Origin of the sequence: Rhodovulum sp. PH10 (assembly GCF_000293785.1) — a bacterium.
GTDB lineage: Bacteria > Pseudomonadota > Alphaproteobacteria > Rhizobiales > Xanthobacteraceae > Rhodoplanes.
This window is the reverse complement of sequence record NZ_AKZI01000004.1, coordinates 42,907-55,922: the sequence shown is the minus strand read 5'-3', so window position 1 is coordinate 55,922 and position 13,016 is coordinate 42,907. Positions and strand designations below refer to the sequence as shown.

The 13,016-nt window shown below is 69.2% G+C and carries 9 protein-coding genes and 1 tRNA gene; 8 read left to right on the top strand and 2 right to left on the bottom strand.

Annotated features, from left to right (window positions below; genetic code table 11):
* Nucleotides 1–122: 122 nt before the first annotated feature.
* The 5 genes from murJ (at nucleotide 123) to A33M_RS00660 (ending at nucleotide 8,524) form a co-directional block, all read left to right on the top strand.
* On the top strand, nucleotides 123–1,748 hold the full coding sequence (gene murJ, locus A33M_RS00680; protein WP_008382461.1) for a murein biosynthesis integral membrane protein MurJ: 1,626 nt from the start codon (nucleotides 123–125) through the stop codon (nucleotides 1,746–1,748).
* Nucleotides 1,749–2,144: 396 nt separating this feature from the next.
* Nucleotides 2,145–3,365, top strand: coding sequence for an efflux RND transporter periplasmic adaptor subunit (locus tag A33M_RS00675; protein WP_008382460.1), 1,221 nt, complete (start codon nucleotides 2,145–2,147; stop codon nucleotides 3,363–3,365).
* A 10-nt stretch (nucleotides 3,366–3,375) separates the two neighbouring features.
* Complete coding sequence (locus A33M_RS00670) at nucleotides 3,376–6,561, top strand: efflux RND transporter permease subunit (RefSeq protein WP_008382458.1); 3,186 nt, start codon at nucleotides 3,376–3,378, stop codon at nucleotides 6,559–6,561.
* A gap of 376 nt (nucleotides 6,562–6,937) precedes the next feature.
* Nucleotides 6,938–7,405: a c-type cytochrome gene (locus A33M_RS00665; RefSeq protein WP_008382455.1), complete on the top strand. Its 468-nt coding sequence runs from the start codon at nucleotides 6,938–6,940 to the stop codon at nucleotides 7,403–7,405.
* A 180-nt stretch (nucleotides 7,406–7,585) separates the two neighbouring features.
* A complete protein-coding gene (locus A33M_RS00660; RefSeq protein WP_008382454.1) occupies nucleotides 7,586–8,524 on the top strand; it encodes a c-type cytochrome in 939 nt (312 codons plus the stop codon).
* A 130-nt stretch (nucleotides 8,525–8,654) separates the two neighbouring features.
* Here A33M_RS00660 and A33M_RS00655 read toward each other — a convergent pair.
* Together A33M_RS00655 and A33M_RS00650 are read right to left on the bottom strand one after the other, a co-directional pair.
* Nucleotides 8,655–8,741 (bottom strand) — tRNA-Leu (locus A33M_RS00655).
* A 252-nt stretch (nucleotides 8,742–8,993) separates the two neighbouring features.
* A complete protein-coding gene (locus tag A33M_RS00650) occupies nucleotides 8,994–9,884 on the bottom strand; it encodes a branched-chain amino acid aminotransferase (RefSeq protein ID WP_008382453.1) in 891 nt (296 codons plus the stop codon).
* A gap of 246 nt (nucleotides 9,885–10,130) precedes the next feature.
* Here A33M_RS00650 and A33M_RS00645 point away from each other — a divergent pair, with 246 nt between their 5' ends.
* Genes A33M_RS00645 through A33M_RS00635 form a run of 3 tightly spaced genes read left to right on the top strand, consistent with a single transcriptional unit; the run spans nucleotide 10,131 to nucleotide 13,014 of the window.
* Nucleotides 10,131–10,865: a MarR family winged helix-turn-helix transcriptional regulator gene (locus A33M_RS00645; RefSeq protein WP_008382452.1), complete on the top strand. Its 735-nt coding sequence runs from the start codon at nucleotides 10,131–10,133 to the stop codon at nucleotides 10,863–10,865.
* A 14-nt stretch (nucleotides 10,866–10,879) separates the two neighbouring features.
* Nucleotides 10,880–11,623, top strand: a complete 744-nt coding sequence (locus A33M_RS00640; protein WP_008382451.1) for a response regulator — start codon at nucleotides 10,880–10,882, stop codon at nucleotides 11,621–11,623.
* On the top strand, nucleotides 11,620–13,014 hold the full coding sequence (locus A33M_RS00635) for an ATP-binding protein (protein WP_008382449.1): 1,395 nt from the start codon (nucleotides 11,620–11,622) through the stop codon (nucleotides 13,012–13,014). The genes A33M_RS00640 and A33M_RS00635 overlap by 4 nt, the downstream gene beginning before the upstream one ends.
* Nucleotides 13,015–13,016: the final 2 nt, after the last annotated feature.

Below are 13,016 nucleotides of genomic sequence, written 5' to 3'. Positions count from 1 at the left end.
GCCCTTCGAGACGCACTCCTGCGGAGTGCTCCTCGGGACGAGGTCGGGCTCTGTCGCCGTTGGTTTGCGGGCGGTCGAGGGTCGTTCGCCGGCGCGCCGTTGCGCATGTGGGTGGGTCGTTCATGCTCGGGCGCATTTTCACGGTCGGCGGACTGACGCTGCTGTCGCGCGTCACCGGCTTCTTGCGTGACATCATGCTGGCGGCGGTGCTCGGCGCCGGCCCGATCGCCGATGCCTTCTTCGTCGCGCTGCGCTTGCCGAACCATTTCCGCGCGATCTTTGCCGAGGGGGCGTTCAACGCCGCCTTCGTTCCGGCTTACGCGAGGGTGCGCCAGCAGGGCGGGCCGGACCCGGCAAGACTGTTCGCGGATCGTGTGTTCACCATGCTGGTGGCGGCGGAAGCCGTGCTGCTGGTGCTGGCGCTGGTGTTCACCCCGACGGTGATCCGCCTGCTCGCACCGGGCTTTGCCGACGATCCCGGCCGCTTCGCGCTCGCCGTCGATCTCACCCGCATCACCTTCCCGTATCTCCTCCTGGTCAGCCTCGTCACGCTCTATGGCGGCATGCTCAACGCGGTGCAGCGCTTCGCCTCGCCGGCGGCGGCGCCGATCCTCCTGAACCTCTCGATGATGGCGACGCTGTCGCTCGCGGTGTTCTTTCCGAGCGCCGGGCACGCGGCCGCCTGGGGCGTCTTCATCGCCGGCATTCTCGAAGTGCTTTTGGTCGGCGCCGACACCGCGCGGCGCACCGGGCTGCCGCGCTTCGCCCGCTTCTCGTTCGACGAGGACGTGAAAAAGTTCTTCAAGGCGCTCGGGCCGGCCACCATCGGGTCGGCCGGCATGCAGATCGCGCTTTTTGCCGACACCATCATCGCGAGCTTCCTCGCCGCCGGCGCCTTGTCGGCGCTCTATTATGCCGATCGGCTCAATCAGCTCCCGATCGGCGTGATCGGCATCGCGGTCGGCACCGTGATCCTGCCGGAGATGGCGAACCGGCTCGCCGCCGGCGACACCGCGGGTGCGCGCGACGCGCAAAGCCGGGCGATCGAGCTGACGCTGGTGCTCTCGGTGCCGTGCCTGGTCGCCTTCCTGCTGGTGCCGGACCTGATCATGCTGGCGCTGTTCTCCCGCGGCGCCTTCACCGCGGCAGATGCGGCGGCGGCGGGAGCGACGCTGCGCGCCTACACGATCGGGCTTCTGCCCTTCGTGCTGATCCGCAGCCTCACTGCCACCTTTCTCGCCCGCGGCGACACGGCGACACCGGTCAAGGCACTGCTCGCGGCGGTGGTGGTCAATGTCGGCTTCAAGATTTTTCTGATGGGGCCACTCGCGCAGGTCGGGCTCGCGCTCGCCACCTCGATCGGGGCGTGGGTGAATTTCCTGCTGGTCGTGTGGTTCGCCCGGCGCGCCGGCTTCTTTGCGATCGATCGCCGGATGCGCAACGCGGTCGTCCGGCTCACGGTCGCCGGGCTGGTGCTCGCCGCGGCGCTGTTCTTCGGTGAGCAGGTGCTGGACACGCTGCTCGCCGGCCTGCGCACGTGGCGGCACGAGCTGACGCTGCTGTCGCTCGCGCTGATCGGCGCCGTCGCCTATGGCGCGGCGGTGGCGCTCTTGTTCGGCCGGCAAATCCTCGCGGGGCTGCGCCGCCGCCGAGGGGCGCTCACGCCCGCGCCCGCGCCCACCTCGGCGGCCACGGCGGCCGTGCCGCCGGGTGCGCCGGCGGCCGACGGGTCGTCCGAGCCGGGCTGATCCGGTAATCAATCGGCCGGGCAGGCGAGCCTGGATGCGGGCGAGTCGATGCAATCTTAAGTATACTATCGTCGAATACAAACGAATTTATTGCGTGCGGCGGGCGACACCACCGGTGGTCGGCGACCGCGCGCCGGCCGGCCGCCCGGCCGCCGCGCGCTCCGCCGCGACGGCGAGAGAGCGGCGAGAAAATGCGCGTCTGTGGCCGAGAAACCGGCGCCTCTGTGGCTTTTTGGCAATGGACTTGCAAGGGCCGGCCGCTATATGGGGGGGCTGGCGATCGATGCCGAGGTACGGGAACCGCGGCCGCAGGGTCGCCGAGGCGTGGCGGAACCGGCCTTGTTGTCGGCCGAATGTTGCGCAATGTCCTCCCGGACCAACTCCGACGGAGCTCCTATGACCGTGAAACCGGCGCGCCTTGCCGCCGCAGGCTTGGCTGTTCTTCTGGCGGGCCTCGTGGCCGGATGCGGCGGCGACGGCAAGCAGGCCGCCGGCGGTCCGCCGCCGCCCGCGGTGACGGTCGCCAAGCCCGTGCAGCAGCCCGTGGCGGACTACGACGAGTATGTCGGCCGCTTCGTGCCGATCGACTCGGTCGAGGTGCGTGCGCGCGTCTCCGGCTATCTCGACCAGGTCAATTTCAAGGACGGCCAGATGGTGAAGGCGGGCGACCTGCTGTTCACCATCGACAAGCGGCCGTTCCAGACCACGCTCGACCAGGCCAAGGCCAATCTCGAGCAGGCGCGCGCCAATCTCGCCTTCGCCGAGACCGACCTGCAGCGCGCCCAGCAGCTGGTGCGCGACCACACCATCACCGAGCAGGCGTTCGACCAGCGCACCCAGGCCAAGCGGGTCGCCCAGGCCTCGGTCGCCGCCCAGGAGGCGGCGGTGCGGTCGGCCGCGCTCGATCTCGAATTCACCGAGCTGCGGGCGCCGATCGACGGCCGCATCGGCGATCGCCGGGTGTCGCCCGGCAACCTGATCAGCGGCGGCTCGACCGGCTCGACCACGCCGCTCGCGACGATCGTCAGCTACGACCCGATCCGCTTCGAGTTCACCTTCGACGAGGCCGCCTATCTGCGCTACCAGCGGCTCGCCAAGGACGGCCCCGCCAGCCGCTCCGGCGGCGCCGAGGTGTCGCTCCAGCTGATCGACGAGAAGGACTTCCCCCACAAGGGCCGGATGGACTTCATCGACAACGTGATCGACCGCGGCACCGGCACCATCCGCGGCCGCGCGGTGCTCGACAATCCGGACGACCTGTTCACCCCCGGCATGTTCGCGCGGGTGCGGGTGCAGGCCTCCGAGCCGGCGACGGCGCTGCTGGTGCCGGACGCCGCGATCGGCTCCGAGCAGGTCCGCAAATACGTGCTGGTGGTCGGCCAGGACCACAAGGCGACCCAGAAGTTCGTCGAGCTCGGCCGGGTGGTCGACGGCAAGCTGCGGGTGGTGAAGAGCGGCCTCGTGCCGGACGACCGGGTGATCGTCAACGGCCTCGCCCGGGTGCGGCCGGGCCAGACGGTGACGCCGAAGGAGGAGGGCGCCGCGCCCGCCAACGGCGCCGCGGGCGGCCCGCAGGCGTCCGCCGGCGACGGCGCGCAGCGCGCCAAGGCCGAGTGAGCACGACCCGATGAAGCTCTCCCACTTCTTCATCGAGCGGCCGATCTTCGCGTCGGTGATCTCGATCGTGATCGTGATCCTCGGCGTGGTCTCCTATCTGAGCCTGCCGGTCGCGCAGTATCCGGAGATCGCGCCGCCCACCATCAACGTCTCGGGCCAGTTCCCGGGCGCCAGCGCCGACACCGTCGCCGAGACGGTGGTGGCGCCGATCGAGCAGCAGATCAACGGCGTCGAGGGGATGATGTACATCTCCTCCAACTCGACCGCCGACGGCCGCTTCTCGATCGCCGTGACCTTCAATCTGGGCGTCGATCTCGACATCGCCCAGGTGCAGGTGCAGAACCGCGTCGCCGTGGCGACGCCGCGCCTGCCGAGCCAGGTCCAGCAGATCGGCGTGACCGTCAACAAGTCGTCGCCCGACATCCTGATGGTGGTGAACCTGTTCTCGCCGGATTCGTCCCGCAACGAGCTGTTCATCTCCAACTACGCCAACATCCGCATCAAGGACGTGCTGTCGCGCGTCGACGGCGTCGGCTCGATCACGGTGTTCGGCAGCCGCGACTACGCGATGCAGATCTGGCTCGATCCCGATCGCATGCAGACGCTGGATCTCACCGCCGCCGACGTCACCGCGGCGCTGCAGGCGCAGAACATCCAGGTCGCCTCCGGCGTGCTCAACCAGCCGCCGGTGCCGAACCAGCTCGCCTTCCAGGTGGCGGTGCGCACGCTCGGCCGCCTCAGCGATCCGGCCGAGTTCGCCGAGGTCGTCGTCAAGAAGACCCAGACGGCGGTGGTGCGGCTGAAGGACATCGGTCGCGTCGAGCTCGCCGCGCAGGACTATTCGTCGAACTCCTATCTCGACCGGCAGCCCTCGGTCGCGCTCGGCGTGTTTCAGCGGCCGGGCTCCAACGCGCTGACCACCGGCGAGTCCGTGCTCACCACCATGGAGCAGCTCTCCAAGGATTTCCCGCAAGGGGTGAAGTACGGGATCCTCTACAATCCGACCAAGTACATCCAGCAGTCGGTCGAGGCGGTCGTCGAAACCATCTTCGAGGCGGTGATCCTGGTCGTTTTGGTGGTGATCCTGTTCCTGCAGACCTGGCGGGCGGCGGTCATCCCGATCCTGGCGATTCCGATCTCGCTGATCGGCGCCTTCTTCATGATGAGCCTGTTCGGCTTCTCGCTGAACAACCTGTCGCTGTTCGGCCTGGTGCTCGCCATCGGCATCGTGGTCGACGACGCGATCGTCGTGGTGGAGAACGTCGAGCGCAACATCGCCTCCGGGCTCAGTCCGCGCGAGGCGGCGCACAAGACGATGGACGAGGTGGGCGGCGCGCTGGTGGCGATCGCGCTGGTGCTGTCGGCGGTGTTCGTGCCGACCGCGTTCATCACCGGCATCTCCGGCCAGTTCTACCGCCAGTTCGCCCTCACCATCGCCGGCTCGACGCTGATCTCGCTGATCATGTCTTTGACGCTGTCGCCGGCGATGTGCGCGCTGCTGCTGAAAGCCCACGATCCGCGCCACCGCGACTCGTGGATCGAGCGGCCGGTGCACGGCTTCTTCCGGCTGTTCAACCGCGGCTTCGACGCGGTGGCCGCCGGCTATGGCTGGCTCGCCGGCAAGGTGGTGCGGCTCACGCTGGTGACGCTGGCCGCCTATCTGGTGGTCATCGGCTTCGGCCTCAACGAGTTCCGCAGCACGCCGCGCGGCTTCATCCCGCAGCAGGACGGCGGCTACCTGATCGTCGCCGCCCAGCTGCCGCCCGGCGCCGCGCTCGCCCGCACCGACACGGTGATGAAGCGCGCCGCCGACCTGGTGCTCGACACGCCCGGCGTCGGCCACGTCGTCAACATCGTCGGCTTCTCGGGCGCCACCTTCACCAACGCCCCGAACGCCGGCGCGATGTTCGTCATCCTCGACGACTTCGACAAGCGCGCCGGCAATCCGGCGGAGACCGCGCTGGCGATCCAGGGGGCGCTGTTCCGCAAGCTCGCCGCCATCCAGGAGGCGTTCCTGGTGGTGGTGCTGCCGCCGCCGGTGCAGGGCATCGGCAATGCCGGCGGCTACCGGATGATGGTGCAGGATCGCGACGGCGTCGGCTCGCAGGCGCTGCTCGGGGCGGTCTATGCGATGATGGGCCGGGCCGCCCAGACGCCGGGCCTCAAGCAGGTCTACTCGCTGTTCGAGACCTCGACGCCTCAGGTGTTCCTCGACATCGACCGCACCAAGGCGCAGCTGCTCGGCGTCGACATGACCAGCGTGTTCGGCGCGCTGCAGGTCTATATCGGCTCGTCCTACGTCAACGACTTCAACCTGTTCGGCCGCACCTTCCGGGTCCAGGCCCAGGCGGATGCCGACCACCGGCTGGAGCCCGGCGACGTGCTGAAGCTGCGGGTGCGGAACGCACAGGGCCAGACGGTGCCGCTCGGCGCCTTCACCACCGTGCGCGACATCTCCGGGCCCTACCGGGTGCCGCGCTACAACCTCTATCCCGCCGCCGAGCTCGACGGCGATTCGGCGCCCGGTACCTCGCAGGGGCAGGCGATCGCCATCATGGAGAAGCTCGCCGCGGAGACGCTGCCGCCCGGCATCGGCTACGAATGGACCGGCCTCGCCTATCAGCAGATCAAGGCGGGCGACACCGCGACCTTCGCCTTCGTGCTCGGCGTGGTGTTCGTCTTCCTGGTGCTGGCGGCGCAGTACGAGAGCCTGACGCTGCCGCTCGCGGTGATCATGATCGTGCCGATGTGCCTGGTGGCGGCGATCACCGGGGTGATCCTGCGCGGGATGGACAACAACATCCTCACCCAGGTCGGCTTCGTGGTGCTGATCGGCCTCGCGGCGAAGAACGCGATCCTGATCGTCGAGTTCGCCCGCCAGCTCGAGGACCAGGGACGCGACCGCTTCGCTGCGGCCGTCGAGGCGGCCCGGCTGCGGCTGCGCCCGATCCTGATGACGTCGCTCGCCTTCATCCTCGGCGTGGTGCCGCTGGTGTGGGCGGTCGGGGCCGGCGCCGAGCTCAGGCAGGCGCTCGGCACCGCGGTGTTCTCCGGCATGATCGGCGTCACCGTGTTCGGCCTGATCTTCACCCCGGCCTTCTATGTGGTGACGAGCTGGCTCGCCGGTCTCGGCCGGCGCCGCCGCGAGAAACGGGAGGCCGCCGGGTCGCCGCCCGCGGCCGAGCCCGCCGAGTAGATCGTTCGCGGCGCACACGAGTTCGGAAGCGGGCGCGAGAGCGCCCGCTTTTGCATTCGCGGGTCGGAATGTATCCTGCCCGGCGTGCGCGTGGAGCGGATTCGACATTCGAGTCCCGCGACGGGGTTCGCGGCGGCGGATGCGAATGTCGGAATCGGCCGACGAGCTCGCTCGGGTGCGCCACTTGGTCGCCGTGCCTATCTCACTACCATCGCGTTGACGTGGTCGAGTGCGTGATCCGGCGCTCGGCGCCGGATCAGAAACCGGATGCCGCGACGGATAGCGGAAACAGGCCCGAAACGGTCTCCCGGCTCCGTGAGGACGGGGACCTGATCACCGACCGGCAACGACCGGAAACCACCAGAGGAGAGACGTGATGAAACGAATCGTGCTCGCCGCCGCCGTGCTCGCGATCGGCACGGGAATCGGCATCGGCTCGCTCGCCGCCCAGTCGGGCGTGTCCGACAAGGTGATCCAGCGGGTGAAGCTGATGGACCAGCAGGGCCGGGCGCTCGGCACCATCGGCAAGATGGTGCGCGGCCAGGCCTCCTACGATCAGGCGGCGGTCGACGCGGCGTTCACGACGCTGAAGGACACGTCGGCGAAGCTGCCGGCGCTCTACACAGCCGATGCCAAGGGCCGCGCGCCCGATGCCGACTACTACGCCTCCGACAAGGTGTGGGAGAACAAGGCCGAGTTCGACCAGCATTTCGACGATCTCCAGAAGGCGATCGCCGCCAATGCCGGCAAGGTGAAGGATCTCGACACGCTGAAGCCCGCGGTGATGGCGATCGGCAAGGCGTGCGGCGGCTGCCACGAGGATTTTCGCGTGAAGAAGAGCTGATCCGGGCGCACGATCGTTTCGCGGCGCGGTGCTTCTCCTGCCGCGCCGCAGGCGAGTGATGCCGGTCCGGCGATCCGTCGATGCGGGACGCCGGGCCGGCCGCCCCTCGGGGCAGGCGATGCGAACACGGGCGATGCGAACACGAGCCGCGAGGGCCGCGAGGGCCGGGGAGGCGGGGACATGAAGAAGCTGGTCGGCGGGGTGGTGCTGCTCCTGGTGGTCGCGGCCGTCGTGCTGTGGGTCCTCACCGCGCCGAAGCGCGTTTCTGCCGACGCGCTGCCGCCGCACACGGCAAATCTCGCCAATGGCGAGACGCTGTTTTCGATCGGCGGCTGCGCCTCCTGCCACGCCGCGTCCAAGGACGAGCGCGAAAAGCTCGGCGGCGGGGTGAAGCTGACCACGCCGTTCGGCACCTTCTACGGCCCCAACATCTCGCCCGACCCGACCGACGGCATCGGCCGCTGGAGCGAGGCCGACTTCGTCTCGGCGATGCACGACGGCACGGCGCCGGACGGCAGCCACCTCTATCCGGCCTTTCCGTACCCGTCCTATCAGCGCATGACGATCGACGACGTGCGAGACCTGTTCGCCTATCTGAAGACGCTGCCGCCGGTCGCCGGCAAGGCGCTGCCGCACGCGCTGCCGTTTCCTTACGACATTCGCCGCGCGGTCGGATTGTGGAAGCTCCTCTATCTCGACGGCGCGGTCTTTCGGCCGGACCCGCAGCAGTCGGAGGAGTGGAACCGCGGCGCCTATCTGGTGAACGGCCCCGGCCATTGCGGCGAGTGCCACACCCCGCGCGACGCGCTCGGCGGCAAGAAGGAGAGCATGCGGCTCGCCGGCGGGCCGGACCCGGAGGGCAAGGGCTGGGTGCCCAACATCACCCAGAAGGGGCTGAAGGACTGGTCGGCCGACGACATCGCCTATCTGCTCGAGACCGGCATGACGCCCGGCTTCGACACGGTCGGCGGCTCGATGGCCGACGTGATCCGCAACACGAAGCAGCTCTCGGCCGAGGATCGCCGGGCGATCGCCGTCTATCTGAAGTCGCTGCCGGCGGTCGACGGGCCGGCTAGGCCGGCTGCGCCGGCCGGGGCGGGAGGCGCGGCGAAGTCGTGAGGCTGCGCGCCCGCCCCTCGGAGGGGGGACGATCGGCGGGAGAGGGATTCGGGACAGAGTTCGCCCGGGAGGGACCGGCAGGAGAGAAATCGCCGGGAGAGAAATCGGCGGGAAGGAAATCGTCGGGAATTGGTGCCCCTGGCCGGACTCGAACCAGCACGATGTTTCCACCACCTGATTTTGAGTCAGGCGCGTCTACCAATTCCGCCACAGGGGCTCCGTGGCCCTTATAAATGGCTTCGCGAGGGGAGGGAAACGGATTTTGCCGGGATCTCGATCCGGGGTCCAGACCCCCGGATTTCGATCCGGTCTCGACGATGCGGCCGGATCCGGGATCTCGATCGGGGTCTCGTTCGCCGACCCTCGCGGCTCGACCCGGTTCCGGTGAGACACTGGACGCCGACCCATGAGCGAAGGAAAAAAACGCGGCGGCCGTAGCCGCCGCGTCGTCGGACCGGAGGGGCCGGGATCAGGCCGCGGCGGCGCTGCCCTTCGGCTGCGTCTCGGCGGTGTAGTCGTCCATCAGCTGCTTGGTGATCGCGCCCGGCGTGAAGTGCCAGTCGGCGATCTGGGCGACCGCGGTCACCTCGGCGGCGCTGCCGGTGATGAAGCACTCCGAGAAGCCCGACAGCTCCTCCGGCTGGATGCGCCGCTCGACCACCTCGATGCCGCGCCGGCGGGCGAGCTCGATCACGGTCTGGCGGGTGATGCCGTTGAGGAAGCAGTCGGCGATCGGCGTGTTGATCACCCCGTCCTTGACGAAGAAGATGTTGGCGCCGGTGCACTCGGCGACCCGGCCCTGCCAGTCGAGCATCATCGCGTCGGCGAAGCCGCGCCGCTCGGCGCGATGTTTGGAGATGGTGCAGATCATGTAGAGGCCGGCCGCCTTGGCGAGCGAGGGGGCGGTCTTCGGGTCGGGCCGGCGATATTCCGCGAGGTCGAGCCGGATGCCCTTGAGGCGCTCCTCGGGCTTGAAGTAGCTCGGCCATTGCCACGAGGCGATCGCGAGGTGGATGGTGTTGGTCTGCGCCGACACGCCCATCATCTCCGAGCCGCGCCAGGCGATCGGCCGGACATAGGCGTCGGTGAAGTTGTTCTTCTCGAGCACCAGGCGCTTGGCGGCGTCGATCTCGGCGACCGAGTAGGGGATCTCGAAGTCGAGCACGTTGGCGGAGCGTTTCAGCCGCTCCGAGTGCTGCGTGCACTTGAAGATCTGGCCGCCATAGGCGCGCTCGCCCTCGAACACCGCGCTCGCGTAATGCAGGCCGTGCGACAGAACGTGCAGGGTGGCGTCGGTCCACGGCACGAGCTTGCCGTCGTACCAGATGACGCCGTCGAACTTGTCGAATGGGATGCCCATGGCAATCCTCCTGAAACAATGCAGGCGAGCCGAGCGCGACGGGGCGTGCGGGGCGGGACGCGACCATACGGCACGCGACCTTGCCTGAAAACGATCGTGCCTCCGGCTTTTGCGTCGCGCCGGAAGTCCCGATATGGTCGGCGCCGTCATGAGACCGCGCTTCGGCAGGCGACGCAAGCGGGGTGCGAGCACGATCGTTTCGCAAACCCCGCACTCTGAGTAACAATCAAACCGAAATATGTCAACATGGCTGACATAAAATTCCCGGCAATGCCGGCCCGCCCGACCAGCATGGATGCGGGGCCGGGTTGCGTGATCGGCAGCGCCGGAGCCGGCGCGCCGCGCGGGGCAGGGGCGCTCGCGCCGGGGACGCTCGCGTCAGGTCCGGTCTCGACCGGCTCGCTCTCGGCCGGTTCGGTCTCGGCCGGTTCGGCCTCGGCCTCGCCGGGGCCGGCGGCGCCCGCGGCGCCGGGTGCCGGCTCGGGGCAGGGCTCGCCCGAGCCGATCTGGGACATCATCGAGCTTCTGTACTTCGCCTATCGCGACTTCGTGAGCGACCCCGACAGCGTGCTCGTCGGCTTCGGCTTCGGCCGGGCGCACCACCGCGTGCTGCATTTCGTCTTTCGCAATCCCGGCATGAAGGTCGCCGAGCTGCTCGACCTTCTGCGCATCACCAAGCAGTCGCTCGGGCGGGTTCTGAAGCAGCTGGTCGACGAGGGCTTCATCGAGCAGCGCGAGGGCGAGACCGACCGCCGCCAGCGCCGCCTGTTCGCCACCCCCAAGGGCGAGGCCCTGTCGGTGCGGCTCGCGATGCTGCAGACGCGGCGGATCGACCGCGCGCTCGCCGAGATCGGCCCCGACGCGCACGACGAGGTGCGGCGCTTCCTGGTCGGCATGATCGACGTGCGCGGCCGCGACGACGTGCTCGATCTGGTCGACGGCGCGACCGGCGTGCCGCGCACGCGCGGCCGGCGCTTCTGATCACGGAGGCGGCGATGGCCGAGACACCCGAGGTTCCTCCGGCGGCCGCACCCGAGCCGGTGCCGTCGGGCCTGCCGGACGATGCGCCGCACCTTCTGGTGGTCGACGACGATCGCCGCATCCGCACACTGCTGTCGCGCTACCTCGCGGCGGAGGGCTATCGCGTGACGACCGCGGAGAACGCCGCCGATGCGCGGGCAAAACTCGGCGGCATCGCCTTCGACCTGCTGATTCTCGACGTGATGATGCCGGGCGAGACCGGCTTCGAGCTCGCCCGCTCGATCCGCAAGACGTCCAGCGTGCCGATCCTGATGCTCACCGCCCGCTCCGAGAAAGACGACCGCATCACCGGCCTCGAGATCGGCGCCGACGATTACGTCAGCAAGCCGTTCGAGCCGCGCGAGCTGTCGCTGCGGGTCGGCAGCATCCTGCGGCGCATCCAGCCGGCCGCGGCGCACCCGCCCGAGCAGGTGCGGTTCGGGCCGTTCGTGTTCGACCTCGCCCGCGTCGAGCTGCGCAAGGGCGAGGAGATTGTCCATCTCACCGATCGCGAGCGCGAGATGATGCGGATGCTCGCCGCCGCGCCCGGCGAGACGGTGACCCGCGAAACGCTGGCCGGCACCAATTCGGCGGCGGGCGAGCGCGCGGTCGACGTGCAGGTCAATCGCCTGCGGCGCAAGATCGAGACCAATCCGGCGAACCCGCTCCTGTTGCAGACCGTGCGCGGGATCGGCTACCGGCTGGTGGTGACGACGTGACGAGCCTCGACCTCGGCGTCGGCCTCGCCCGCCTGCGCACGGCGGCCGGCGGCGTCGCCGCGGTGTGGCACCGGCTCGGCCGGCTCCTCAAGGGCGTGCTGCCGACCAGGCTCTATGCCCGCACGCTCCTGATCATCATCGCGCCGATGGTGATCCTGCAATCGGTGGTCGCCTTCGTCTTCATGGAGCGGCACTGGAACACGGTGACGCGGCGCCTCTCGGCCGCCGTCACCCAGGACATCGCCGCGCTGATCGACATCTACAACTCCTACCCGCAGGACCCCGAGCACGCGACGCTGCGGCGGATCGCCCAGCAGCGGCTCGGCCTGGTGGTCGATTTTTTGCCCGGCACCGAGCTGCCGCCGGTCGGCCCGAAGCCGTTCTTCTCGCTGCTCGACCAGGCCCTGTCGGAAGAGATCAGGAAGCAGATCGGCCGGCCGTTCTGGGTCGACACGGTCGGGCGCTCGTCGCTGGTCGAGATCCGCATCCAGCTCGACAATGCGGTGATCCGCACCTTTGCGCGCCGCAATGCGGCCTATGCGTCGAACTCGGAGATCTTCCTTCTGTGGATGGTCGGCACCTCGCTGGTGCTGATCGTCGTCGCCATCCTGTTTCTGCGCAATCAGATCCGGCCGATCCTCAAGCTCACCGAGGCGGTGGAGAATTTCGGCAAGGGGCGGGAGGTCGCCAATTTCGGCCCGCGCGGGGCGCAGGAGGTGCGGCGCGCCGCGCTAGCCTTCATCGAGATGAAGCGCCGCGTCGAGCGCGCGATCGACCAGCGCACGACGATGCTCGCCGGCGTGTCGCACGATTTGCGCACGGTGCTGACGCGCTTCAAGCTCGAGCTGGCGCTGCTCGACGAGGGGCCGGAGGTCGACGCGCTGAAGAAGGACGTCGACGAGATGGCGCGCATGGTCGAGGCCTATCTCGCCTTCGCCCGCGGCGATTCCGGCGAGCAGGCCGAGCCGACCGACATGGCGGCCTTCCTCGACGAGCTGGCCTACGACGCCGAGCGGCACGGCCACCACACGTCCGTCGCCTTCCACGGTCACCCGGTGGTGACGGTGCGGCCCGATGCGTTTCGCCGCTGCCTGTCGAACCTCGTCTCCAACGCCGCCCGCTACGCGACCGAGATCGCCATCACCGGCCACCGCGACCACCGCTGGCTCACCGTCACCGTCGACGACGACGGTCCCGGCATCCCGGCCCATCTGCGCGAGGACGTGTTCAAGCCGTTCCTGCGGCTCGACGACGCCCGCAACCAGGACGAGGGCGGCACCGGCCTCGGCCTGTCGATCGCCCGCGACATCACCCGCTCGCACGGCGGCGACATCTCGCTCGGCGATTCCCCGCTCGGCGGGCTGAGGGCGACCGTGCGGATCCCGGTGTGACG

Bases quoted from the DNA above. Each gene is read 5' to 3' on its own strand.
- A33M_RS00645 (WP_008382452.1), top strand. From the start codon at position 10,131: ATGGCTGACATAAAATTCCCGGCAATGCCGGCCCGCCCGACCAGCATG.
- A33M_RS00675 (WP_008382460.1), top strand. From the start codon at position 2,145: ATGACCGTGAAACCGGCGCGCCTTGCCGCCGCAGGCTTGGCTGTTCTT.
- murJ (WP_008382461.1), top strand. From the start codon at position 123: ATGCTCGGGCGCATTTTCACGGTCGGCGGACTGACGCTGCTGTCGCGC.
- A33M_RS00640 (WP_008382451.1), top strand. From the start codon at position 10,880: ATGGCCGAGACACCCGAGGTTCCTCCGGCGGCCGCACCCGAGCCGGTG.
- A33M_RS00660 (WP_008382454.1), top strand. From the start codon at position 7,586: ATGAAGAAGCTGGTCGGCGGGGTGGTGCTGCTCCTGGTGGTCGCGGCC.
- A33M_RS00670 (WP_008382458.1), top strand. From the start codon at position 3,376: ATGAAGCTCTCCCACTTCTTCATCGAGCGGCCGATCTTCGCGTCGGTG.
- A33M_RS00650 (WP_008382453.1), bottom strand. From the start codon at position 9,884: ATGGGCATCCCATTCGACAAGTTCGACGGCGTCATCTGGTACGACGGC.
- A33M_RS00665 (WP_008382455.1), top strand. From the start codon at position 6,938: ATGAAACGAATCGTGCTCGCCGCCGCCGTGCTCGCGATCGGCACGGGA.